Origin of the sequence: Xenorhabdus siamensis (assembly GCF_037996745.1) — a bacterium.
Classification (GTDB): Bacteria; Pseudomonadota; Gammaproteobacteria; order Enterobacterales; family Enterobacteriaceae; genus Xenorhabdus; species Xenorhabdus indica.
Genome location: NZ_JBBMXE010000002.1, coordinates 55,943 through 79,972, shown reverse-complemented (window position 1 = coordinate 79,972; position 24,030 = coordinate 55,943). Strand labels below are relative to the sequence as shown.

Here is a 24,030-nt window from a genome sequence, read left to right as displayed (position 1 = left end):
ACTAAAATGTCACAACAACAGCAGGGGGCTGAACAGGCTCCTGATTTAAATAACGAACTGAAAACACGCCGTGAAAAACTGGCTACACTGCGCAGCAACGGTATTGCATTCCCGAATGATTTTCGTCGTGAAAACATTTCTGAAGATCTGCATGCAAAATACGATGACAAGACTCAGGAAGAGCTGGAGGCGCTGAACATTGAAGTGACTATTGCAGGTCGTATGATGACCCGCCGTATCATGGGTAAGGCATCTTTTGCAACCTTGCAGGATATGGGCGGCCGTATTCAGATCTACGTTTCCCGTGACGATCTGCCGGAAGGCATTTATAACGAACAGTTCAAGAAATGGGACTTAGGTGACATTTTAGGTGCACGCGGTAAATTATTTAAAACCAAAACCGGCGAGCTTTCTATTCATTGTAGTGAACTGCGTTTACTGACTAAGGCATTGCGCCCATTGCCGGATAAATTCCACGGTCTGGCGGATCAGGAAACCCGTTACCGTCAGCGTTATCTGGATCTGATCTCGAATGATGAATCGCGTAAGGCATTCCAGATCCGTTCCCGTGTTATGTCTGCGTTGCGTAATTTCATGATCAGCAAAAACTTCATGGAAGTTGAAACGCCGATGATGCAGGCGATCCCTGGCGGAGCGAGTGCGCGTCCATTTATTACTCACCACAATGCGCTGGATATCGACATGTATCTGCGTATAGCGCCAGAGCTTTACTTGAAACGTCTGGTGGTGGGTGGTTTTGAACGCGTGTTCGAAATCAACCGTAACTTCCGAAATGAGGGGGTTTCACCACGCCATAACCCAGAGTTCACCATGATGGAACTCTACATGGCCTATGCTGATTATCAGGATTTGATCGTTCTGACAGAAGAACTGTTCCGCACACTGACTCAGGAAGTGTTGGGTACGACGTTGGTCAAATACGGTGAACAAGAGTTCGATTTTGGCAAACCTTTCGTGAAAATGACCATGAAAGAAGCGATTTGCAAATACCGCCCGGAAACCAATGTGGCGGATCTGGATGATATGGTTAAAGCTGTTGCTATCGCTGAATCTCTTGGTATTGAAGTTGAAAAAGGTTGGGGATTAGGCCGCGTTCAGTGTGAAATTTTTGAAGAAACTGCGGAAAGCCATCTGATTCAGCCGACATTTATTACTGAATATCCGGCAGAAGTTTCTCCACTGGCGCGTCGTAATGACGATAATCCATTCATTACTGACCGTTTTGAATTCTTCATTGGTGGACGTGAAATCGGTAATGGTTTCTCCGAGCTGAACGACGCAGAAGATCAGGCAGAACGTTTTGCAGAGCAGGTTCGTCAGAAAGACGAAGGTGATGATGAAGCCATGTTCTACGATGATGACTACGTAACTGCGTTGGAACACGGCATGCCGCCAACAGCGGGTTTGGGTATTGGTATCGACCGTATGGTGATGTTGTTCACTAACAGCCATACCATTCGTGACGTGATCTTGTTCCCGGCTATGCGTCCGAACAAATAATCGCTTTTTGATTAAAATCAATAAATAACGTCCTGCTCAGTTTGTTGAGCGGGGCGTTTTTGCAGTAAGAAAAATAAAAAGTGAGGAAAAGGCAAGCGTAGCGCGTCAGTAATGCGTTGAATAGGCCAAAATGATTATATCCGGTTAAGCGAGAAACTCTTTCTGGCTGGCAATCAATTTAGCACCACAGGCCGTGTACATCCCTTCCACAGCGATAGATTTTCCTTTAGTTTTTAAATTATTACTGCCTTCGACAATAGGAAAAACACCATCGCATTTGGGGCACTCAACTAAATCCGCCTCTCCAGCAACGGGAATACCTTTATAAGTATAGCCACCCACAGCAGTAATCACTTTTCCAGCGTGATCGGTTGTGTCGTTTAATAAAATAACGGCTTTGTTTGCCATGTTTAACCTCATATCTGAAACATTCTATTATCAATGATTAAATCAGCAACAACATCAGCAACCATAAATAATTTATATTAATTTCTGATGTTATGATGCTTCAAGACAAGCGTTTTACCATTCCCCATAGGGATATTTTTTCCCTTTGATAAAGTCTTTGATATATTTGGGGTAATCGTCTCCATAACCACTAGAATGCTTTGTTCTTCCCTGGCATATTGTCATCTTATCGCCGGAAATGGATTCACCAGTAGCAACTAATATATTGTTACCATTATTTTTATCATAACCGCGTAACCATGCACGGGCAGTTCCACTGGGAGCTAAACCAATAAGCATTGTATCTCGATAGAATATATGTCCCTTAACTGCGCGCCCGATATAAGGTTCACGTATCAGTTGTCAGACTTCGGGGGTAAGCTAGCGGGAAAATATTTAGGAGTGCGAAATTTAAACCACCATTTATCATAAGGCAGTGGTTCACTGTGGGCACAATAGGTTTGTAAGTCACCATCCGTTTTCCGGGTGGATAGGACTGACAGGCGGTTAATCCCAACATCACACCTAAGCTCAGTAACAAGGCGAATGATCTTTTGTTTTTCATTATGAAATTTCCTTATCGGTAATATCAAAAATGACGCGATGCCATTTGTCACATGGACGATTCACAAAATGGCAAATGCGATGGCATTTACACCACCCTGTATATGATCATCCTTTATCACGACCGAATTCCAGTGGGATGAGCAATGGACGTATTTTGTCTGGATCAACGCTAACTCTTCAGCGGTAAAAGGGGTTGAAGGCTGGCCTTGCCGAACCGCATGCCCTTGTTTAATGGCTTTTTCTGCCAGAGGTACAAGTTCCGGAGGGTTACGCTGTTTTGATACGCCTGACTGGCCCGCGAAAGGCCGTATTAACGTCATTGGCGCCATTCTCGAAAATACCTTCGTCACCTTAAGCTTATTTACCGAGAATATTAATGCCGATGTTTTTTATGCGTGGATGACGCAAGATTTGCTGCCAAAGCTTCCACACGGAGCAGTGATAGTGATGGATAATGTGCTTTCCATAAACGGAATGACACGACACAAGCGATAGCAAACAGCCGATGTCAACTGGAATGGCTTCCCGCTTATAGTCCGGATTTGAACCCGATAGAACACAAATGGGACGGAGCAAAAGCGATAAGGAGGCAGAAAAGATGTTCAGTTGATGAGTTGTTTACGGAGCATATTGAATGTGTCAGGTTATATTGATTCTGCTATATAGCCACTCATACAGGGTATGATAAATTAATAAAGAAGTATCGGGAGACACACGAATGATAAAGCCATTCAAGCAACAACAGCCTTAGTCGCTGCTAGGGGGCAGTGTGTTTGAGATGCACTGGCAATGGTTGATTATCTCATTGAGAACGACGATGATCGATATATTGGCCGCAAAAATAGCGGAGTATGAAAACAACAGCGAACGCTTTAATGTGTGACCAGATATTTTTCTTTGAAATAAATCGGATTCAAAAATGTAAACGGAGCAAAGCCCAAACAATGTTGATAAGAGAATATGAAAAACAAAAAGACAACCCCCACACCACATGATGCTGCGTTCAAAGGGTTCATGGCACGGATTGAGAATGCGCGTGATTTTTTTGACATTCATCTACCGGAAAAAATCAAAAAACTGTGTGATTTTAGTACGCTAAAATTGACTAACTCGTCATTCATTGACGGCCATTTGCGTTCACGCATGTCTGACGTGCTCTATTCGGTGGAAACCCTACAAGGGGCTGGTTATATTTATGTGCTAGTTGAGCACCAGTCAACAGTTGATAAAATGATGGCATGGCGCATGATGCACTATGCTTTTATGGCGATGAATCAGCATTTGCAGCAAGGTAATAAGGAATTGCCGCTGGTAGTGCCCGTTTTGTTTTATCATGGCGACACCAGCCCTTATCCCTTTCAGCAAACATGGACACAATGCTTTTCATTGCCGACACTGGCGGAGGAAATGTACTTCAACCCGTTTCCGCTGGTGGACGTGACCGTGATTGATGATAATGAACTGGTCAATCATCGCAAAATTGCCGTGATGGAATTGGCAATGAAACATAAGAACTTGCGTGAAGGATTTAAAGCGGTGACAACACTGTTATCCCATGCCCTTAAACAGAACTATAATAGTGACAATGATGTTTTAACTATTCTGAACTACCTGTTTGTTACAATGGATTCGCCGCATTTTGAACAAGTGATCCAACAACTGATAGAGCAGGCGGATAGCCATCAGGAGGTAATTATGAGTATTGCACAACGATTGCAGGACAAAGGCCGGGAAGAAGGTATCCAGAAAGGAAGACTAGAAGGAAGATTGGAAGGAAAATTAGAGGGTAAGAAAGAGGCATCAATTGATATTGCCCGTACCCTTTTAAAAAATGGTGTTAGTATTGAACTGGTTATGGCAAGTACCGGCCTGAGCCGTGAAGAACTACTTTCCCTGCAATAATATTTTTTTCTTCTGGTTGTTTCTTACCCGCTTTTCAGGGCGGGTAAGTGTAGATAGCCTGCAAACGAAAACCGTTCTGCCTGCAATCTGTAGTGGTATAAGGATCTCGTACACCTCAAAAGCCTGCTAATGTTATTCATATGACAATGAGGTGTGACAATGAAAGTGAAATTCACCAAACGCAACTATTCCACTGAATTTAAGCTGGAAGCGGTTCAACAGGTTATTCCCCATCAACAACGGGTTATCGATATCGCCCGTTCATTGGGGATCAATAACAGCATGCTGGGAAAATGGGTTCACTAGTACCAAGCCGAAATACAGGGAATCACGCCTGTGGGTAAGGCACTGACGCCCGAACAACGCCAGATACAAGCATTAGAAAAACAAGTGAAACGTCTGGAACTGGAAGTGGAAAAAGAAATCCTAAAGCAGGCGGCCGTGCTGATGAGCGAGATGCGCAGTGGCGCTATGCGTTGATCACACGGCTGAGTCCCCCTGTGGCTGGTGACAGACTTATGTCAGATACTTCAAGTGTCACGCAGTGCCTATTATGACTGGCGACACCGGCCGTCAACACGGAACGTCTACAGTTGCGCATCCGGGTCCGTGAACTGTATAACCAAAGCCGGGGAGCGATAGGCAGTCAATACAGGAGTAAAAAGTTTCGCCGCTTACTTTGGCAAAATAAAATTATCCAAAGCCTGAGCCGCAGAGGCAACTGCTATGATAATTCACCGATGGAACGGGTATTCCTGAGTTTGAAAAGTGAATGGATCCTGCCAGAAGGCTATCGGGACATTCATGAGGCAATGAGGGATATCACCTACTATTTTGGTGGGTATTACAACGACATCCTTCCCCATAGCCTTAATGGGGGAATTTCTCCGGCTGAATATGAAAGACAGTGGGAAGCGGCTAGAAATGTGTCCGGAATTTCTTGATCACTACAGTCTCCAGAAAATCGCTCAAATGCGGCGAGTCTTTTGCCACACGCTGTGCCAGTCCTCGCAGGTAGAAGCGGGGCGATTACTAAGTGACGCTGCCGATCCAGTTCGTGGTAAAATACCTGGTTCGGTCAATAGATTAGGTAGTATAGGTGAGGGTAAATCTATTGGTATGACTGGTGATAACGAAACACGACCTCGCAATGTGGCATTCAATTATATAGTGAGAGCTGCTTAAGTCTGAGTCAGTCGCATTTCTCCTGTTAATCGTGAAAATTATGTCTGGCAAATATTTCGCCCAGATGTTTATGAAAAAAATTGACACCAAACAAGGCTACCGATGTTTAAATTTATTGGGGAAAATATCGATATTTTCCGATGACAAGGTAAAAGCAGAACATTGTTGAGAAAATTGAACACTATCTTCCAGTGTCATTCCGGCCAGCCAACAGTGAGCAAGCCCTGCCATCATTGCGTCACCGGCTCCATTTGTATTGACGACATTACTCATTATTGCGCGTGAATGACCTGCTTTATTATCTAATTCACTATAATACACACCTTCTGCATCCATACTTAAAATTATTCGTTGGACACCTTGTTGATGAAACCAAGACGCAGCAATGGCTGCGTCTTCTAATGTTTCAATCTCAATACCACTGAGTATTTTGGCTTCGGCGCGGTTAGGTTTCAGCGTGTGGATATAGGATAGCCAATGGCGAATATTAGATGCTTTGAAGGTGGAAACGGTATCAACAAAAATCGGAACATTATTAGCGTGGGTGAATATCCATTCCAATGATTCCTGAGATAAATTGCAATCAAGAATTAATACACTGGCATTTTGGATAAGTTTTTTAGATTGAGTCAGTAACGAGGGAGTCAGTTTATTCAGAATGCTCATATCATTTACAGATATGATACACTTTCCATTTTCATCAATAAATGAATTGCAGATGGATGTTTTTTCATCATCTAGCTTATGTAAATATTTAATATTAACGCCAGATAATTTTGTTTGTTCTGATAAAATCTTGCCATGTTGGTCGTTGCCAACGACGGAAATTAAATAACTTTCATTTTTTAATGCAGCAATATTCTGAGCGATATTTCTCCCGACCCCACCGGGGGTCGAGATTATTTTCCCTGGGTTGGAATCATCATATACTATTTTAGCAAAGGTATAGCTGGTTATATCTATATTAGTTGCTCCAATCGTAACAGCATAAACATCATTGGACAAAATATAACCTTTCCCTTTGATATAACCTTTTTTACTTAGGTTCATAATATGCCCTGCAACACACGAGCGACTAATTCCAAGAATATCTGCAATTTCTTGCTGTTGGATAAAAGGATCTCGTTTTAAAATTTGCAGTATTTGATTTTCCCTATTTGACATATTATGGCCTTGGTTACTTTTTGTATCCATATTTTTATTTCATATTGAGTGGACAGTAAAGGTTATTTTTATAATTTATTCGGCTTTTGAGAAAGTGATCGTAAGTTTGGTTGGATTGATTTTTTATACAAATTGTGATCTGAATCAAAAATATTATTCTAATAAATCAAAAAAGTTTAGGAGAATAAAAGTGTTTAGATTGTAAACTATATTTTATTCTGATAAAAATCATTTTATATCAAAGAGTTATAATTTATTGTGTTTCTTGCAAACAAGTGTTTGGTTTTTATGGAACAGCCTTCGACATCATGTGATAACGAAAGATATTTCATATCTTAATATATTACATTCACATAATGAAATTAAAAAATTTGTGTAAACCTGCCTAATGCTATCGAAGACAAGTCTGGTTTCTGTATCGTCAGGTAACAACCTTGGTATTTAAGTCTATCTTCATGATATGAGCTGTTTTTCACAAATTTCTTTTATTTAAATATATATTTATTGTTATCCATCTGAATAAAATATTTTATTAGTTTGATTATATTGACAAAAATAGATTATTTATTTTATTTCTTATAATTTTCATAGGGATAATTATCAGTTTTTATTGTATTGATGTTATTAAATAGTTTTGAATTAATCTTTTTCTGTTGGTGTTTATGAATTGTTTGTATTTTTTTTGTAAAACTATGGCAATATGCAAGTGCTAAATCTGATGTTAATTAATTGTGATTTAAAAAATATCAGCATGAATTAATATATTAATGATAAGTATTAATTGATTATTTTGGTGCCCTATTATGATTAGAAAATTCACAATAATATTTATATTTTTAATACCGTATATTTCTTTTACAGTATCCGCTTCTCCAGTAAACCTGAATGAAAATCTATCGCCATCTGTTGTGAGTGAAGGAATAAATAATTTACAGAACAGTGAAAGAGAGATTAACAAACTCATTGAACAGAGACGGCATCAGGCAATACTTAATCGAGCAGAGCAGAATTCTGCAAAAAAATCATCACCAAAGCTTGTGGAGTCAAAAAAATGTCTGCTAATTAGTGGTATTTATATACAGGGAATATCATTATTGTCAACCTCTGACTTGAAAACGCTAAGTGCTATTCCTAGTGATTGTATTACCAGTAATTATATTAATAGATTAACATCAGAGATTACGAATCTTTATATTCAGAAAGGTTATGTTACGGCCAGAGTAAAACTCATTCCGCCTGGTTATGATAAGAAATTAGGGATCAGTATCATAGAAGGTTTTGTTGAAGATATTCGGGGAGGGGATCGTTGGGTTAATAGCCAAACTCTTTTTCCTGATTTAAAGAATAATCCATTAAATATACACCAACTCGACCAAGGGTTAGATCAGGCAAATCGTCTGCAATCAAACAGAACTACATTGGATATCCTGCCTGGTACAGTCAATGGAGGTTCTATCGTTCTCTTGAATAACAAACATAGTGTGCCCTGGAAAGTTTCTGTGACAACTGATAATTATGGACAAAAAAGTACCGGGAAGTGGATGGGAAGGTTAAATACCAGCTTTGACAGCCCATTAGGATTATCGGATTTTATTAGTTTCAGTGGAAGCTCTACATTAAATAATTCTAAAAAAAAGTATAACCATTCTTATATCTTACTTTACTCACTTCCTTATGGTGAGATGACATTCAGCGGATTTTATGTTGATTCCCAATATAGAAATAAGATGCATTTACAGATTAGGACAATAAATATAAGAGGAAATGCTGAGCAAGCAGGAATGCGTGCTGATTGGGTATTTCATCGTAATCAAAAGCAAATAGATACATTAAGTACACAAATTGTATATAAAAAAGGAAATAATTATTTAAATGATGAAAAACTCATAACAAGTAGTGAAACCGTTAGTCTTGTTTCTCTTAATGTCAATCATTTGCAAGTTATTCCTACAGGTATTTTTACCTTTGATATTGGAATTAATAAAGGAATACCATGGTTTGATGCACAGACAGTGATGGACAAGGATTTTATTAAAGGTCAAATGTCACTGAATCTGAAAAAGAGATTTACACTGTTTCAATCATCCTATTTTTTTGATAGCGAATTTTATACGCAATATAGTCGGAATCGGTTACCGGCTATGGAATGTATAGATATTGGTGATAAAAATAATATTCGAGGATTTAACGAAAGTTTCTTATGCTCTGATAATGGTTGGTATTTAAGAAATACATTGTCTTATCCGATCTCTATACCTCAAGGTTCTCTGACATTAAATATTGGTGGAGATTTAGGACAGAGTAAAAGTTATAGCAACAAAGATAAATGGATAAATGCTATAGGACTGAATGCCGGGCTGACATTACGCTACCAACAATTGTTTGCTGATATTCAAGTCAGCCAAGGAAAAATTTTGTCTCCACAATATCGGGGACTTAATAATCCCATACAGTTATTAACACGTTTCTCTTACCGATTTTAATTCTTAAGTAACCACTTTCACTTTTTTAAACCTATTTTTTTGATTACACATAGTAATAATTAGAAACACGGGAGTAATTATATGAAAAATAATGGTTTTAGATTATCACCTACTGGTCGGCTTGCTGTGTCAGTGGCAATTATTATGATTTTCGGTTCAAATAGTTTTGCTAGTGGGATCATACCCGGAGGTGATCCATCACACAAACCCGATGTAACAAATGCTAAGAATGGAGCTGTGGTCATTAATATTGCTGCTCCTTCAGAGTCAGGATTATCGCATAATAAATATGAAGATTTTAATGTTTCTAAAGATGGTGCAGTTTTCAATAATTCACTAATAAACGGCCAATCACAATTGGCAGGCAAGTTATTGGCTAATAATAATTTGCATGGCCGGGAGGCAGAGATCATTTTAAATGAGGTTATCAGCCGTAATCCCTCTTTATTACTGGGTAAACAAGAAGTTTTTGGTGCAGCGGCAGATTATATATTAGCAAATCCCAATGGTATCACTTGTAATGGTTGTGGTTTTATCAATACAAATCAGTTATCGCTGGTTGTAGGTAATCCATTAGTTGATAAAGGTGTTTTGAAAGGGTTTAACACGTTTGAAAATAAAAATAGTCTGAAAATTGGTGAAGGAGGTTTGGTACATGATGATATTATAAATCTTATTGCACCGAAAATTAATAGTCTTGGTAAAATTAGTACCGATCAGGATCTTAATATAATAACAGGTCAAAACAAAATTTCTTCTGATGGTCAACTATTGGATACAAAAAAATTAGTAGTAGGTTCACTTGATAGCTATTATTTAGGCAGTATGCAGGCTGGCCGTATTCGGTTATTAAGTACAGATAAAGGTAGTGGTGTTAATCTGCGAGGCGAAATGGCCGCTGATGGTGGTATTAATATTGAATCTAAAGGAGAGTTAAAATTGGAAGGAGCCAGACTGAAAGGAGGTGATCTTGAATTAAAAGGTGACACTATTTTGTCCCAAGGAGCTTTAGGAGAAGTTTCTTTAAAAGATGAAAAGTCAGAAAGCTATTTTATGAGTGGAAATAGTACTCGTAAGGAGAGGAAATTTCAGTCTATTGCTCATACCAGGTTAGAAGGTGAAAATATTACATTGAATGCCAAAAAAGATAATAAAATTATGGCAACAGATATTTATGGCAATAATATTAATCTAATCGGTGAAAATTTGAAATTAGAAGGACAGAAGTATAATCAGCATATTGAAGACAATGAAGAGAAATGGAAATTTTTATGGAAAGATAGTAAAACTAATAGCTATGATAAATTTCAACAGGATGGAGATAATATGCGAGCTAGTGGTAATGTGAAATTAGCCTCGACAGGTGGGGATATTAAAATAGAGGGTAGTCATATTGATGCAGGTAATAATATGATATTATCAGCTAAGCGTGATGTAGTAATAGACAATTTGATAGAGATTGAAAAAGCAAATAATAAAGAATATATCAGATTTGATTCTGGTAAATTAACTACGGGGGATAAAGAAAAAGGTTACTCCACCCAGAAGAATATCAGAAGTGATTTGAATGCTGGTAATGATTTGGGTATTGAAGCAAATGGTAATGTTAAATTGATTGGTACTAAAGCGCACGCTGATAATAATTTAATTATTAAGGCAAGTAAACAATCTCAAATCATTTCTAAAGCTTTTGATGATAAATCTACAGATAATGATAACGTAACATACTGGGGTGGAATTGCAGGAGGGAAGAATAAAAATAATTACAATGAGATTCAACAGAATCAATCCTCAGATGTAACAGCAGATGGGCACATATTATTAACCGGTGATGATGGAATTAAAATTACTGGAAGTAATATTAAAGCGGGAGAAGGCGCATACTTTGAAACAATTAATGGAAGTTTATTAATTGATAATGCAGTTAATTATCATAAAAACAGTATTGATGAGAGGAATGGAACGGTCTTTAATATTACTAAAGACTCCAATAAAGAAAAAGAATATAAAGAGACTGCATTACAAAGTCAGGTTGTTTCTGATGCGGATTTGAAATTACTCAGTGGTAAAGATGTTGAAGTAGTGGGTAGTTTAATAAAAAGTGCTAATGCATTGAATATCGATGCACTTGGTGATTTAAAGGTTTCCTCTTATGGTCAGAAATATGATCGGCAGAAAATAACATCTTTGCTTAAAGCAGGGATTATATTGAAACCTGCTACGAAAGATAAGGATAAAGATAATGGAAAGCTTTTTGATACTGGACTTGTTATTAATTATACCAGTGACAGTAAACAACAAGGAAAAATAACACAAAAATCATCGGAGCTTAATGGGAAGAATATTTCCATTAATGCAGGTAAAGATGTTACTGTTATCGGATCAGATATAGTAACGACAGATGGTAATGCTGATATCTTAGCTAATAATATTTCTTTCCTTTCTGCCGATAATGAAATTTCAAAAAAACAATCTCACTCATCTACTAGTGCTGGTTTAATTTTTTCTTTAGGCAAGGGGCAGATCGGGGCTACTGTTGGTACTCAATATGGCAATATCAATAGTTTTCAACAACAGAAAAATGCAAGAGTTTCAAAAACGAATATTGCTGGTGATATCAAATTACAGGCAAGAAACAAATTAGTGCAACAGGGAACTCAGCATAATATCACTGGTAATTATGAGGTTAACGCTAATCGTATAGAGAACCGGGCAGCAGTAAATAGTACTACTGAATCTTCAGGTGATCTGAAAGTAGGAGGGGCTTTAGGCATTTCTTTGGGTGTAAAAAATAATTCTCCCGGTGTTTCTCTTAATATTGCCGCTAAGGGAGATAATTACATAGAAAATTCCAGCACATCAAATGCTGATGTTACTCGAATAAACGCCGATAATATTAATATTAATGCTAAGGAAGATGTCTATGATCAAGGGACACAATATCATTCAACTAATGGAAATATAGAATTAAAAGCAAATAATCATATCAGTGAAGCTGCGTTTAATCGTAAAGAAAAAAATATTTTTCATACGTCAGGTAACGCAGGTTTACAAGCAGGTTTTGACATCCTGTCCCAGGATCTTGTTGTGAAAGGAGTAGGAAAAGGGGGAATATCGTGGAGCTCTCAATCCAGCTCTGATGCTATAGTCAGTGATTTCAGAGCGCAGAAAAACATTAATATTCAAACTAAGCATAATGCCAAATATCAGGGAACCTCTTTTGATGCTGAGAGTGGAAAAACTATCATCAATGCGGGAGATAATATTAGTTTTAATCAGGCAAACAATACTAATAAGGTTTCTAATACAAATTATAAAGCTGGTATTGAAGCTCAGATAGGAGTTAATGTTGCTACCGGTGTTGTTAATTCTGGAGCTGCCTTTGTTGGCGCAAAATATGCTACAAATGATGAAGATACGATAATCGCAAAAAGCAGTAATATTAAAGGTGAACAAGGCGTTAGTTTAACTGCTGATAATAATCTATCCTTACAAGGCACAAATGTTTCTGGTTATCAAATAGATTTAGCAGCAAAACGGGGCGGAATTATTATTACATCAGCGCAAGATATTACAAAGAAAAATAGTCTTCAAGTTGGAGGTGAAGGGGGATTCGTGGCTGCAATAACTGGTTCTAAATTAGGTCAACTTGGTGTGAAGGCTTATGGAGAATTCGGCAAAGGTTATGCAAATGCAGTTACCAACCATAACAGCCAGATTACAGGTGAAACTGTTACATTAACTAGTGGAAAAGATACAATACTCAAAAGTTCTAATATTGTAGCAGATAGAGTGAATGGTAAAATTGGAGGTAATCTTAATATTGAAACTGTTAAGAATACAAATAATGGACAAAATACATATGTAGGTGCTGGAATTATGTTTAATAGCGGCAATTTATTCAATGATAAACAGCCGGCCGGTATTTTTGGTGTGTTGAGTAAAATTAAAAGTATTCTAATTGGGACAAAAGATAAATTGAAGGTTGATTACGAAAAATATGATGATGAGGCTTTAGCGAGTCAATCTGGTATTTCTGGTGCTAATGGTGTAGATCTGAGCGTAGTTGGTAAAACTTATCTGACTGGGTCGAAAATTGACAGTACTAATAAACCTGTCAATTTGAATACTCAGGAAATAGAAAAACATTCAGTAACTGCATATAGCAAAGGAGAAAAAGTATCAGTAAAATTACCTGAATCGCCTATTGAATTTATAGCGAGTTTGCCAGAAGTCATTTCCAATATTGCAAATAAAAAAATTCCATATACAGAGATTCAAAATTATGCTGAAAAAAGCAGAACGCTTGAAAGTGAAGTAAAAGGTTATAAATTAAAGTGAGCATTATTTCATTATCATTTATAATTAATAACAATGGCACAATTGTGCAGAACTCTGTTTTTCTCCTATCTCATCACCAAAGTTGATATACAGTTTATAAGCAGGTTTGATGGCTTTTTCATTTTTTTCAACTTTGGTGATTTTGCCAACACGAATATCGAGGGACGTAAAAGTAGATATCTCTGTGAAGTAATTTTCTGGATTTTGCATGTTTGTATATTTGTTAATAGTAGGGTAATTATATTGGGATATTACTATAACAGACAGCACATAAGAATATTTGTCTGACTTTGTGAGCTAACTCACGTCGATACAAAACACTTATCTGTATGAATTCATCAAATAATCATGCAATACGTTATTCTATGGCAACAATATAATATAAGCAGGTTTAGACAGGTTTGCTGTAGCCACAAAATACGGTGGAATTTTCTGGAGTCAACAAATGATTTTAGTAACTGGCGGAGCACGTAGTGGAAAGAGTGCTTATGCTGAACGGCTGATCACAGAGCGCTGCGAACAGGTGTTGTATATTGCTACGGCTCAAATTACAGATGAAGAGATGGCCGCTCGTATTGAGCGGCATCAGCAAGATCGCCCGCCACATTGGCGAACCTGGGAAGGGCATCAGGATCTGGGAAATGTTATTCGCCAACATCTTAAACCGGAAGAGGGAGTTATACTTGAATGTGTAACTACATTAATTGCTAACTTGCTTTTTGATAAATCAGAAGGTGTGTCACCTGATAAGCTGGATTTCACCTCATTGGAGGTATTTGTCCACCACCAGATAGATGACTTGATCGATGCTTGCCTGAATTGTCCGATGCCTGTTTGTTTAGTAACCAATGAATTAGGGATGGGAATTACTCCTGAAAATCGACTGGCTCGTCATTTTATTGATATTGCCGGACGAGCTAACCAGAAACTGGCACAGGCAGCAGAAACAGTCTGGCTAATAGTTTCTGGTATTGGAGTGAAGATTAAATGAAATTGAAACTTTTTTGGGCAACATTACAGTTTATGACACGGCTTCCCGTACCCGCAAAGTGGGCTCAGGATACTGATTTTCGCCAGTTAGGGCGGGGTATACCAACTTTCCCTCTGATCGGTTTTATTGTCGGTGTAATTGCATCCTGTATTGCTCTGGCTATAAGTCAATCTGGCGGGGGAGTGTATATTGGTGCAATCGGTTATACGTTAGCTTTGGCGCTTCTGACTGGCGGATTGCATTTAGATGGTCTGGCTGATACCTGTGACGGGATTTTCTCCAGCCGCCAGAAGGAAAGAATGCTGGAAATTATGCAGGATAGTCGTCTTGGAACGTATGGCGGGCTGGCTCTGATTTTTTGTATCCTCATTAAAATGCTTGCTGTTGTTGAACTTGCCTACCATCCCCCCCTGAAGTTATTAGCCTTATTATCCTGTGCTCCTGTTGTTGGACGTACTGTTGTTGTGCTTTTGATGTTTGAGCAGCGTTATGCCCGTGAAAATGAAGGTATGGGGAGCAGTTATATTGGTCGCATTACTCCACGTGGTACGGTACTCACTTTACTGACAGGGACAGTATTGGTAATGATACTTGGCGATTGGCAGGGATTATCTGCAATGATGGTTACGATGATCGCTATTTTTTTACTTTCGCTCTATTTTAATTATCGGTTGGGAGGGCAAACAGGAGATACGCTAGGAGCGGCAATTGAAATAGGCGAAGTGGTTTTTTTACTGACTTTGATTTTGATTTGGAAATAGTTTTTTGAAAAATAGCTTTTAGAAATTGGTTTATGGAGAGTAAATAAATGTGGTTTCCTTTAAGCATCCCATCTGAAATTTGGCCGGAAGAATAATTATGGCCTTTCACTCTTTGCCTCTTTTACTTGATAAAATTCAACCGCTTGATCGAAAAAAAATGGAGAAAGCAGCACAGCATATCGACAGCTTGGTTAAACCGATTGGTAGCCTGGGACGTTTGGAGACTCTGGCAATACAACTTGCGGGAATGCCTGGTATTGAGGATCTGCGAAATTTGCAAAAAGAGATCATCGTTATGTGTGCTGATCACGGCGTTTATGAAGAAGGTGTGGCTATTTCTCCCAGGAATGTGACGGCCATACAGGCACGGAATATGTTGCAAGGGCTGACAGGGGTTTGTGTATTAGCGAAAAACAGCAATACTCATGTTTTGCCTGTAGATATTGGTATCGATTGTGAGCCAATCGATAATTTGCTCTCCCTCAAATTGGCCCGGAGCTGTGGCAATATTACACAAGGCCCGGCTATGTCTTATGAATGTGCAGAAGCATTATTATTGGCCAGTGCACAACTCGTTCAACAGCGTATTGCAGCAGGTGTTTCAGTGTTTGGTGTGGGAGAACTGGGAATTGCAAATACTACCCCAGCAGCGGCAGTTATCAGTGTCCTTACCAGAAGCGAACCTTGTGATGTGGTTGGATTGGGCGCTAATTTGCCGATTGTACGACTCAGACATAAAGAATCTGTTGTACGTCGTGCTATTGAGGTGAATCAGCCTGATGTGCACTCCCCCCTTGATGTATTAGCAAAGGTGGGTGGGTTTGAACTTGTGGGGATGACGGGAGTGATTTTGGGAGCCGCAGCCGCAGGCGTTCCGGTTGTCCTTGATGGCTTTATTTCTTACGCATCTGCGTTGGCGGCAGTCCGGATAGCGCCTTCTGTTCGGGATTATTGTATTCCATCCCATATGTCAGCAGAAAAAGGTGCAATGTTGGCATTACAGCATTTGGGGCTACAGCCTTATCTGCATTTAGATCTGCGTCTTGGTGAAGGCAGCGGGGCAGCAATTGCAATGTCTTTGATTGATGCTGCCTGTGCGATGTATTGCAATATGGGGTATCTGGCAAAAAGTGGGATTCGATTTCCTGAGTTACTCCATTGAGTTAGGTTTTTTCGGGAGTCATATTATATTGCTGCATGAGTTCTCGCATTTTACTATGTCCTGTATGTTATGGGGCTTTAGCTAATTTTCTTAATTGTTCTTTGAGGATCTTTCCGTTTACATTGCGTGGCAGTGTTAAAAAAGTATAGCCTTTGGGCCGCTTATAGCGTGCTACAACGGTACAGATATAGTCATCCAATTCTTGTTCAGTAATCAATGTATGTTTATCAAGTTCGATAAAGGCATGGGGAACTTCACCCCAATATTCATCAGGCTTTGCTACAATAGCGACAGCCAAAACTCCGGGGTAATTTGACAGCGCATTCTCCAACTCAAGGCTGGAAATATTTTCACCACCAGAAATAATGATATCTTTTTTCCGATCGATAATTTTAATATAACCATCGCAATCAACGACGGCTAAGTCTCCGGTAAAAAACCACTGACTTGTCATATCAGGTGCAATACGGCGGGCTGGATCATAAGAGGCAACAATATTGCCCCGAATGACAATCTCTCCAATGGAGTGTCCGTCAGAAGGGACTGTTAATCCGCTGTTTTCATCAATAACCCTGACTTCTCCTTGTAAATTGGAAACAATACCCTGCCGCATCTTTTTTAAAATTGTTTCTGATGTTGGTCGTGTTTCCCAATCATGTTTATCTTCACAAACAACAACCGGCCCATAAGTTTCTGTCAGGCCATAGACTTGGGTAACAGCGATCCCGACAGCGTCAAGTAGAGCAAAAATTTTCTCTGTTGGTGGAGCACCAGCAATAAGACCGTAGACATTATTATTAAAAGAAATACCGCGTTTTTGAGCTTCTTGTCCCAGGGAATAATGCACAATTGGAGCGCCACAATAGTGTGTAACCTGATGTTTTTGCATAAGCTGTATGGCTTTTGCTGCATCAAATTTGCGCATGCAGATATGTGTACCGGCACGTGCAGCTATAGTCCAGGGAAAACACCAGCCATTGCAATGAAACATTGGTAATGTCCATAAATAAGTAGGGCGCTTAGGTATATCCCAGTCCAGGATATTAGAAATTGCGTTAAGGAATGTTCCTCGGTGTGAATAGACAACCAATTTGGGTTGTCCACTGGTTCCCGAAGTGGAATTAATGCTGATGGCTTCCTGTTCGTCAATGGGATAAAAATTCAGGGTCTTGGATGGGTATTGGGTTAACAGTGATTCATAGTGGATAAAATCCTGACCAGGTCCTGCTATTAATATGGCAGCATTATGCTGAGTTGCCGCAATATTTCCAGTAACCACGATGATTTTTATCGGATTGTTAAAAACAACATCATCTAACAATGGAAGATAGGCTTTATCTATAACTAAAATCTCAGGATTAATTTTCTCAAAAATAAAATTCAGTGTCGCTGAATCTGTTCTGATACTTAAAGCATTGAGGATCCCACCGGACAGTGGAACAGCATAATGTAGTTCTAGCAGTTCGTGAGTATTGGGTAATAGTGTGGAGACAACACTACCTTTACCCACCCCTATTTGCTGAAGTGCAACTGCAACTTTTTCACAGCGCCCTGCATATTGTTGCCACGTCCAACACTGTTCTCCATCTATTATCGCAGGATAGTCACCATGACTTAATATGGTTCTTTTGAGAAATAAAATAGGTGATAGTGCGTTACCGTCATATTCATTTAAGAATGAATTAGAGAGAGTCATATTTTTTTACCTTGTATTTTCATTTATTACTAAAAGTAATCTTGGTTATGAGAATATACAATCCATAATAAATAATTATGAGTGCTCTTTTCTCAATAAATTTCTCACGAAATTAAGTTAAATAACATCACACTTTTTGTTTAGATATTAAATTGGTATTTTATTGTTTTTAATATATCGGTTATATTTATTGTTATTGATAAAATAACATGCTGAAAATATATTGATAAATTAAGTGTAAGGTAGCAAAAATACTATATCTACCGATATAAAAGGAAACAAAAATGTTTAATTTAACCGGGAAAATCGCATTTATTTCTGGAGGAACCAAAGGTATTGGTAAAGGGATTGCTCAGGTATTTAAACGGGCAGGTGCGACGACTATTATTTCAGGTACGGATAAAGTCAAAGGGGAGGTTATAGCCAAAGAATTGGGTGTTGATTTTATCTCTCTTGATGTCACGGATCAGGCTGCATGTAAAAATGTGATTGATGGAATTGTCGAAAAATATGGCAGGCTTGATATTCTTTGTTCAAATGCGGGTATTTTTCCACAACATTTTCTTCATGAAATGACGGTCGAAGATTGGGATTTAGTATATACCGTCAATCTGAAAGGCACATTTTTATTAGTTCAGGCTGCGCTGAATGTCATGGAGAAGCAGCAGTCTGGACGAATTATAATGACTTCATCTATCACTGGTGAGATGGTAGGTATGCCGGGATACAGCCATTATGGTGCGAGTAAAGCAGGGCAGCTAGGGTTTATGCGAAGTGCGGCACTTGAATATGCGACTCAGGGTATTACGATTAATTCCATTATGCCAGGCATGATAGTGACTGAAGGCTTACAGGCATTCGGTGAGGATTTTTTGAAACAGATCGAAGCTACAATCCCAATGCGTACCTTGGGAACACCGGAAGATATTGGTTATACAGCTTGTTTCCTGGCTTCTGATGAAGCGAAATATATAACCGGGCAGACAATTGTGGTTGATGGTGGACAGGTATTACCAGAAATACAAGGTATTTGATTGATCTAATGTGATCAAAATCGCCTTTTCTTTCTCTCTATTCTTTTTGTCCGTTGTCGTAAGGCAGAAGAAAAAGGTAAGATGGGTAACTAATAAACACAGGGAGGGAAAGCATATTCTCTTCCTGGTTTTTTATTGTCTGAGTTAGGTAAAATACTATGTCATTGGACTATGAACGTAAGCCCCTTCCACTACCCAATGGAAATAATAAAGTACTGCTGCACTCATGTTGTGCGCCGTGCTCAGGGGAAGTGATGGAAGCGATGTTAGCTTCGGGGATAGATTTCACGATATTTTTCTATAATCCGAATATTCATCCGCTAAAGGAATATGAGCTGCGTAAAGATGAAAATATTCGTTTTGCAAAACAGATGGGCATTCCTTTTATTGATGCTGATTATGATCGTGATAACTGGTTTGAACGAGCAAAAGGGATGGAAAACGAACCTGAACGCGGCATTCGCTGTACTATGTGTTTTGACATGCGTTTTGAGCGGACAGCGTTATATGCTCATGAACATGGTTTTCCTGTTATTACCAGTTCGCTTGGTATTTCACGCTGGAAAAATATGCAGCAAATTAATGAGTGTGGTGTCCGCGCTGCTTCCCGTTATCCGGGATTAACGTATTGGGAATATAACTGGCGTAAAGGCGGCGGTTCTGCGCGTATGATAGAAATTAGTAAACGCGAAGAGTTTTATCAGCAAGAATATTGCGGCTGTATTTATTCTCTGCGCGATACTAATCGACATCGTTTGGCGACCGGACGGGAAAGAATAAAACTCGGTACTGTGTTTTACAGTGCAGATAGCGATAAAAAAAGTAATAAAAATTGCAATAAGAAAGAGCACTAATTACTATAACTGTCGATTAACGTATTCTCTTTTCTCTCTTATTTAATACCTGTCCACCATTTTGATATGGAGGCAGGTTTATTATTTTTTGCCTCATCATATCTGCCTGAGTTTTGATGAGGCAAAAAAACTGTAATTAATTTTTGCCATATCTGGCTCTATTGGGTGTGCACCCAAAGCGCTTTCGATAGCTTTGAGTAAAGTAGGACTGACTGGAAAAACCAGATTCCAGCGAGATATCAGCAATACTCATTCCACTGTTTAATAGTAATTGATGTGCATAAAGAATACGTTGTTCACTGATCCAAGCACGTGGTGATATGCCGTAAACACTGTTAAAAAGTTCCTTGAATGAAGTTAACCCCATACCAAATTCACGGGCAAAATCATTCAGCCTCCATTCCTTGAGATAATGAGCCTCCATAAATGCTTGCAATCGTTCTACCTGACGATTACTCAACTGCCGCAGAACCGACATCAGCAATGAGCCTTGTTTTCCGAGAGAAAGTAACAAAAGTAGCTCTTCAATTCTTAACTGAACCAATACTGGGGGATAGTCATGAGCAAGTAACTTAACTAATCCACGGATACTTTCTGTTAATAAAGGAAACTGATTGAAAGGAATTAACCGATAAGCGGGGAAATCATGGCGCTCTATATTACTTAATAGATCTCCAAAGCGTTTCAAAAAACTACGCAAAAAATCCATATGTAACGGTAGCCATAATGCCTGACAATTTTTTGTATTAGTTTTTGCAGCATAGTTTCCCGGATGGGTAAGAAGGATATCATTTGACTTGATGTGATAGGTTTTGGTGCAATCTTTCCATATCATTTCTCCGTCAAGTAAAATATACAGTCCTCGTTGTTTATGTTCGAGAATATTGAAGTCCGGCATGGTTAACTGTAAAGAGAAAATACTCTTTTTGTTTAAGCCTGTCGTCCTTTTCATTTTATACTCCTAATCTTCCGTATCATGAGTAATCTGAGATCCATTGACCATATCCTCTGTCTTTCAAATGGCTTTTTTGTAGACTGGAATGCAACTCAAACTTATTGGATATAAATTGAATGTAGGATAAACATATTGGCAGATATCAAAATCGTATGCGTAACATCAATTAAATCACCTCAGTATTATATCCTCAAATTAATATTTATGTTAGTTTTAAATGTCAAAAATTTAGATTTAAATTTATTTGTTCTCAAGCTAGAGAGGTTGAGGTGGTGATATGTTTTTATCCATTCCGTTAATAAAAATTATCAATTCTTAATTGGATAAATTTAAATCCCAATAGATTGATTATTTCTTGAAATAAATTTTTATATTAGAAAAGGCAAAGAGTAGATCATATTTATACCAGAATTTATGCTCTCATTCTTATTCTTTCATTGTTTAGGTTTTAGGGCACAGCAATATTACTGTATCACCTGTGATATTATTTTGTTAATTATTCGTTTAATTGTGTTGCGGATTTATTAGTTTATATGGTTTTTATATTGAAAATAGTAAGATAAAGCTGTTGAAGTGAGCTTTTCATGTTGGAGTTTAAGAGGGAATCATCGATAATTCAGTATATTAAGCTTTATCGACAACGTTATCGATGTAATAGCGTTACAAATACCTCTGTTATAGCTTTGTAGATTGTTTTTTATACTGATACAATGCTAGGATGTATTTTCATCGCCTTTCTTCTATATCCGCTAAGGCATACTCATAGATATATTTGCTGATGAAAGATAAAAGATCACAAGAACGAGAAAAATATGGAAAAGTATCGTTTTTCAGATAACGTTTTCTTATACAGTCTATGGCTCTTCTGGGCTATTACCCTGGGTTTGTACGTGTACGGTGCAAATATTAGTTGTGCCATAACAGCAATTTTATCTTTTTTAGCCTTAGTATTTTACTTTACTAATATGAAACAGAGAATCAAAGCTATGTTTGGAAAAAAAACTGAGGCATCTGCTGCCAGCCAGGTCACACAGATCACTCCTGTGCAAACTGAAGAGAAAAAAATCTCCGGTACTGAAGCCCGCGCGAATACAATTATCGCGAAGAATTCCGTATTTAAAGGGGATATCGATATGGAAGGAGATATTCAGATTTGGGGAAAAGTTGTCGGGAATATTCGCGTAAAAGGAGGTGCTATCCGTGTTATGCATGCCGGAAAAGTGGAAGGTGAGCTAAGTGCACCTGAAATTATTATTGATGGTCATGTTGAAGGAACGTGCTGTGCAGAAACATTAGATATTCTTGAGCACGGAGAATTACGGGGTATTAGCCGTTGTGGAAGTATGTCAATCCGACGTGGTGGATTATTTGTTGGTCAGTCTGAACAAGTAGAAAATAAGAAAAAACAGGAAACTGAGCGAATTGTCTCTATTAAAGAAAGTCAGGGAGACAAGCCAAAATCTAAAAACACTGCCTGATATCTGCTGATAAAAAATACTCCCCGTTTTTCAATCTATTGAGATTCATCGAGTATAAAACTCCATGTATTCTGCCGGAAATATGTAGAATTTTCCGGCAGTTTTTGTTTTTATAGTCAATAGTTTTATACCTCAATGAATTTCAAGGGGGCGTTGTGATTATAGAACTGGAAACAGAAAGGTTACGGCTTCGCGCCTGGAAGGAAGAAGATAGAGAACCTTTCTTTCGCATGAACAGTAATCCGGAAGTGATGGAGTTTTTTCCTGAGACGCTGACAAGAGAACAAAGTGACATGTTCGTTGATAGTTTTATTCGTAAATTCGAAATACAAGGAGGTTGGGGATTATGGGCGGTTGAATTAAAGCAGAATGGCGAATTTATTGGTTTTGTCGGGCTGAATATCCCTAACCTTGAATTTCCATTCTCTCCTTTTGTTGAAATAGGCTGGCGTCTTGATAAGCCATTTTGGGGGAAAGGTTATGCTTGTGAAGCTGCCCGTAAAGTTTTTGACTTTGCTTTTACAGAAATTGGACTGGATGAAATTGTGGCGTTCACCCCTTTGCTGAACTATCGTTCAGAAAGTGTAATGAAAAAATTGGGTATGGTCAGAGATGAAAAAACATTCATGTATCCAGCAATAGAGGAAGATAACCCATTGCGGGAGCACGTTCTGTACCGGATCAAGCGTCCGGCTGCTTAAATAGACGCCATCAAGGTTATTCTGATGGGCAGGAATGACCTTGATGGAAAACGTATTACTACATAAGCCGTTATTGTCTGGAGATCACCAAAGCAACGCGGCCAATGAATTGAATATCACTGATCGCACAGTCAAAGGTGACATCATCATCACTGACCCGAATTTTACTGACAGGGATTTTGGCTATTTTTTTGATACTGTGCATTCCTTCAATATCGACCAGCCATAAACCATCCTGAATATTGTCTTCCTGGGTATCGAGCAGATACCAGGATATACCATCATCAACCACCAGCGGTTTTCTGAGGTCTTTGGAAATTAGCTCACTATCCAGGATAACCGGATCCGCCTCATTTAGCTTTCCCCCTGACAGTTTTACACGAGAGATTGACGGCGCGATGATATCTTCCAACAGTTCCGTTTTTTTACCCCCTTCTCCGTTTGGGAACATCTCTCCTTGCCCTGTACTCAACCATAGCAGTGAAGCACCTGTTTCTAGATTACACTGAATAATCCAATCCGCCGGAAAACTATCACGAAGATAGCGGTTTGCCATAGTGCTTTTGGACACGCCTAAATGGTCACTCAAAGCCTGACGAGACTTAAATCCATACGCGCGGACAAGGCGCTCGATAGCTGGTCGCCCACCGCTATCAGCCCCCATTTTGATCTCAATATTGGTATTTTTCATTGACAGTATAGATAAGAGAGATTAGCATCCCACATTAGTTCTCTAATTGAGATCTTTTGTGAGCCCAGGTTGGTTAATGCGAAAACCATTGAGAGAT

Annotated in this window: 20 protein-coding genes and 3 pseudogenes; 14 read left to right on the top strand and 9 right to left on the bottom strand. The window is 38.7% G+C overall.

Features of this window, described 5'->3' with window-relative positions; translation table 11 throughout:
• Nucleotides 1–6 precede the first annotated feature (6 nt).
• The gene (lysS, locus tag AAC852_RS01315) at nucleotides 7–1,521 is read left to right on the top strand and encodes a lysine--tRNA ligase (protein WP_187650184.1); all 1,515 of its coding nucleotides are present in this window, start codon (nucleotides 7–9) and stop codon (nucleotides 1,519–1,521) included.
• 144 nt (nucleotides 1,522–1,665) lie between these two features.
• Here lysS and AAC852_RS01310 read toward each other — a convergent pair whose 3' ends face one another.
• The 4 genes from AAC852_RS01310 to AAC852_RS01295 all read right to left on the bottom strand — a co-directional run bounded on the left by AAC852_RS01310 (nucleotide 1,666) and on the right by AAC852_RS01295 (nucleotide 2,855).
• On the bottom strand, nucleotides 1,666–1,929 hold the full coding sequence (locus AAC852_RS01310; RefSeq protein ID WP_340619461.1) for a PAAR domain-containing protein: 264 nt from the start codon (nucleotides 1,927–1,929) through the stop codon (nucleotides 1,666–1,668).
• A 114-nt stretch (nucleotides 1,930–2,043) separates the two neighbouring features.
• The gene (locus tag AAC852_RS01305) at nucleotides 2,044–2,268 is read right to left on the bottom strand and encodes a DUF2931 family protein (protein ID WP_340619460.1); all 225 of its coding nucleotides are present in this window, start codon (nucleotides 2,266–2,268) and stop codon (nucleotides 2,044–2,046) included.
• A gap of 49 nt (nucleotides 2,269–2,317) precedes the next feature.
• On the bottom strand, nucleotides 2,318–2,533 hold the full coding sequence (locus AAC852_RS01300; protein WP_340619459.1) for a hypothetical protein: 216 nt from the start codon (nucleotides 2,531–2,533) through the stop codon (nucleotides 2,318–2,320).
• Nucleotides 2,534–2,594: 61 nt separating this feature from the next.
• Nucleotides 2,595–2,855: a hypothetical protein gene (locus AAC852_RS01295; protein ID WP_340619458.1), complete on the bottom strand. Its 261-nt coding sequence runs from the start codon at nucleotides 2,853–2,855 to the stop codon at nucleotides 2,595–2,597.
• A gap of 153 nt (nucleotides 2,856–3,008) precedes the next feature.
• Here AAC852_RS01295 and AAC852_RS19890 point away from each other — a divergent pair.
• The 4 genes and pseudogenes from AAC852_RS19890 to AAC852_RS01280 all read left to right on the top strand — a co-directional run.
• A pseudogene (locus AAC852_RS19890) lies at nucleotides 3,009–3,188 on the top strand (transposase); the annotation flags it as partial.
• A 307-nt stretch (nucleotides 3,189–3,495) separates the two neighbouring features.
• Nucleotides 3,496–4,437 (top strand): Rpn family recombination-promoting nuclease/putative transposase, encoded by a 942-nt coding sequence (locus tag AAC852_RS01290; protein ID WP_340619457.1) that lies wholly within the window; start codon nucleotides 3,496–3,498, stop codon nucleotides 4,435–4,437.
• A gap of 159 nt (nucleotides 4,438–4,596) precedes the next feature.
• A pseudogene (locus AAC852_RS01285) lies at nucleotides 4,597–5,381 on the top strand (transposase).
• Nucleotides 5,382–5,547: 166 nt separating this feature from the next.
• Nucleotides 5,548–5,622, top strand: a pseudogene (locus AAC852_RS01280) (phage tail protein); the annotation flags it as partial.
• 96 nt (nucleotides 5,623–5,718) lie between these two features.
• Here the strand turns inward: AAC852_RS01280 and AAC852_RS01275 are convergent.
• A complete protein-coding gene (locus AAC852_RS01275; RefSeq protein ID WP_340619655.1) occupies nucleotides 5,719–6,786 on the bottom strand; it encodes a PfkB family carbohydrate kinase in 1,068 nt (355 codons plus the stop codon).
• A gap of 803 nt (nucleotides 6,787–7,589) precedes the next feature.
• On the opposite strand from AAC852_RS01275, the gene AAC852_RS01270 reads away from it, so the two are divergent.
• The gene (locus tag AAC852_RS01270) at nucleotides 7,590–9,269 is read left to right on the top strand and encodes a ShlB/FhaC/HecB family hemolysin secretion/activation protein (RefSeq protein WP_340619456.1); all 1,680 of its coding nucleotides are present in this window, start codon (nucleotides 7,590–7,592) and stop codon (nucleotides 9,267–9,269) included.
• 81 nt (nucleotides 9,270–9,350) lie between these two features.
• Complete coding sequence (locus AAC852_RS01265; RefSeq protein WP_340619455.1) at nucleotides 9,351–13,610, top strand: hemagglutinin repeat-containing protein; 4,260 nt, start codon at nucleotides 9,351–9,353, stop codon at nucleotides 13,608–13,610.
• Nucleotides 13,611–13,634: 24 nt separating this feature from the next.
• Here AAC852_RS01265 and AAC852_RS01260 read toward each other — a convergent pair whose 3' ends face one another.
• On the bottom strand, nucleotides 13,635–13,820 hold the full coding sequence (locus AAC852_RS01260) for a hypothetical protein (protein WP_340619454.1): 186 nt from the start codon (nucleotides 13,818–13,820) through the stop codon (nucleotides 13,635–13,637).
• A 235-nt stretch (nucleotides 13,821–14,055) separates the two neighbouring features.
• Here AAC852_RS01260 and cobU point away from each other — a divergent pair, with 235 nt between their 5' ends.
• From cobU to cobT, 3 genes are all read left to right on the top strand, one after another.
• The gene (cobU, locus tag AAC852_RS01255; protein WP_340619453.1) at nucleotides 14,056–14,601 is read left to right on the top strand and encodes a bifunctional adenosylcobinamide kinase/adenosylcobinamide-phosphate guanylyltransferase; all 546 of its coding nucleotides are present in this window, start codon (nucleotides 14,056–14,058) and stop codon (nucleotides 14,599–14,601) included.
• Nucleotides 14,598–15,362 carry an adenosylcobinamide-GDP ribazoletransferase gene (gene cobS / locus AAC852_RS01250; RefSeq protein WP_340619452.1) on the top strand — a complete coding sequence of 255 codons (765 nt, stop codon included), beginning with the start codon at nucleotides 14,598–14,600 and terminating at the stop codon, nucleotides 15,360–15,362. The genes cobU and cobS overlap by 4 nt, the downstream gene beginning before the upstream one ends.
• 97 nt (nucleotides 15,363–15,459) lie before the next feature.
• Entirely contained in the window at nucleotides 15,460–16,524 is a 1,065-nt protein-coding gene (cobT, locus tag AAC852_RS01245) for a nicotinate-nucleotide--dimethylbenzimidazole phosphoribosyltransferase (protein ID WP_340619451.1), read from the top strand.
• A 67-nt stretch (nucleotides 16,525–16,591) separates the two neighbouring features.
• On the opposite strand, the gene AAC852_RS01240 is transcribed toward cobT, so the two are convergent.
• Nucleotides 16,592–18,220, bottom strand: coding sequence for an AMP-binding protein (locus AAC852_RS01240; RefSeq protein WP_340619450.1), 1,629 nt, complete (start codon nucleotides 18,218–18,220; stop codon nucleotides 16,592–16,594).
• Between the two features lie 284 nt (nucleotides 18,221–18,504).
• Here AAC852_RS01240 and AAC852_RS01235 point away from each other — a divergent pair, with 284 nt between their 5' ends.
• Together AAC852_RS01235 and AAC852_RS01230 are read left to right on the top strand one after the other, a co-directional pair.
• Nucleotides 18,505–19,254, top strand: coding sequence for an SDR family oxidoreductase (locus AAC852_RS01235; RefSeq protein ID WP_340619449.1), 750 nt, complete (start codon nucleotides 18,505–18,507; stop codon nucleotides 19,252–19,254).
• Nucleotides 19,255–19,412: 158 nt separating this feature from the next.
• Nucleotides 19,413–20,108, top strand: a complete 696-nt coding sequence (locus AAC852_RS01230) for an epoxyqueuosine reductase QueH (RefSeq protein WP_340619448.1) — start codon at nucleotides 19,413–19,415, stop codon at nucleotides 20,106–20,108.
• A 136-nt stretch (nucleotides 20,109–20,244) separates the two neighbouring features.
• Here the strand turns inward: AAC852_RS01230 and AAC852_RS01225 are convergent, their stop codons facing one another.
• A complete protein-coding gene (locus AAC852_RS01225; protein ID WP_340619447.1) occupies nucleotides 20,245–21,060 on the bottom strand; it encodes a helix-turn-helix transcriptional regulator in 816 nt (271 codons plus the stop codon).
• Between the two features lie 989 nt (nucleotides 21,061–22,049).
• Here AAC852_RS01225 and AAC852_RS01220 point away from each other — a divergent pair.
• Nucleotides 22,050–22,541 (top strand): bactofilin family protein, encoded by a 492-nt coding sequence (locus AAC852_RS01220; RefSeq protein WP_340619446.1) that lies wholly within the window; start codon nucleotides 22,050–22,052, stop codon nucleotides 22,539–22,541.
• A gap of 155 nt (nucleotides 22,542–22,696) precedes the next feature.
• Nucleotides 22,697–23,242, top strand: coding sequence for a GNAT family N-acetyltransferase (locus AAC852_RS01215; protein WP_340619445.1), 546 nt, complete (start codon nucleotides 22,697–22,699; stop codon nucleotides 23,240–23,242).
• A 70-nt stretch (nucleotides 23,243–23,312) separates the two neighbouring features.
• Here AAC852_RS01215 and AAC852_RS01210 read toward each other — a convergent pair whose 3' ends face one another.
• The gene (locus AAC852_RS01210; RefSeq protein WP_340619444.1) at nucleotides 23,313–23,933 is read right to left on the bottom strand and encodes a phage repressor protein CI; all 621 of its coding nucleotides are present in this window, start codon (nucleotides 23,931–23,933) and stop codon (nucleotides 23,313–23,315) included.
• Nucleotides 23,934–24,030 lie beyond the last annotated feature (97 nt).

Coding starts and splice junctions, on each gene's coding strand:
- AAC852_RS01300 (WP_340619459.1), bottom strand. CDS start 2,533: ATGAAAAACAAAAGATCATTCGCCTTGTTACTGAGCTTAGGTGTGATG.
- AAC852_RS01235 (WP_340619449.1), top strand. CDS start 18,505: ATGTTTAATTTAACCGGGAAAATCGCATTTATTTCTGGAGGAACCAAA.
- AAC852_RS01230 (WP_340619448.1), top strand. CDS start 19,413: ATGTCATTGGACTATGAACGTAAGCCCCTTCCACTACCCAATGGAAAT.
- cobS (WP_340619452.1), top strand. CDS start 14,598: ATGAAATTGAAACTTTTTTGGGCAACATTACAGTTTATGACACGGCTT.
- AAC852_RS01290 (WP_340619457.1), top strand. CDS start 3,496: ATGAAAAACAAAAAGACAACCCCCACACCACATGATGCTGCGTTCAAA.
- AAC852_RS01295 (WP_340619458.1), bottom strand. CDS start 2,855: ATGACGTTAATACGGCCTTTCGCGGGCCAGTCAGGCGTATCAAAACAG.
- AAC852_RS01310 (WP_340619461.1), bottom strand. CDS start 1,929: ATGGCAAACAAAGCCGTTATTTTATTAAACGACACAACCGATCACGCT.
- AAC852_RS01220 (WP_340619446.1), top strand. CDS start 22,050: ATGTTTGGAAAAAAAACTGAGGCATCTGCTGCCAGCCAGGTCACACAG.
- AAC852_RS01270 (WP_340619456.1), top strand. CDS start 7,590: ATGATTAGAAAATTCACAATAATATTTATATTTTTAATACCGTATATT.
- AAC852_RS01240 (WP_340619450.1), bottom strand. CDS start 18,220: ATGACTCTCTCTAATTCATTCTTAAATGAATATGACGGTAACGCACTA.
- AAC852_RS01225 (WP_340619447.1), bottom strand. CDS start 21,060: ATGAAAAGGACGACAGGCTTAAACAAAAAGAGTATTTTCTCTTTACAG.
- AAC852_RS01210 (WP_340619444.1), bottom strand. CDS start 23,933: ATGAAAAATACCAATATTGAGATCAAAATGGGGGCTGATAGCGGTGGG.
- AAC852_RS01275 (WP_340619655.1), bottom strand. CDS start 6,786: ATGTCAAATAGGGAAAATCAAATACTGCAAATTTTAAAACGAGATCCT.
- AAC852_RS01265 (WP_340619455.1), top strand. CDS start 9,351: ATGAAAAATAATGGTTTTAGATTATCACCTACTGGTCGGCTTGCTGTG.
- AAC852_RS01305 (WP_340619460.1), bottom strand. CDS start 2,268: ATGCTTATTGGTTTAGCTCCCAGTGGAACTGCCCGTGCATGGTTACGC.
- AAC852_RS01260 (WP_340619454.1), bottom strand. CDS start 13,820: ATGCAAAATCCAGAAAATTACTTCACAGAGATATCTACTTTTACGTCC.
- lysS (WP_187650184.1), top strand. CDS start 7: ATGTCACAACAACAGCAGGGGGCTGAACAGGCTCCTGATTTAAATAAC.
- cobU (WP_340619453.1), top strand. CDS start 14,056: ATGATTTTAGTAACTGGCGGAGCACGTAGTGGAAAGAGTGCTTATGCT.
- cobT (WP_340619451.1), top strand. CDS start 15,460: ATGGCCTTTCACTCTTTGCCTCTTTTACTTGATAAAATTCAACCGCTT.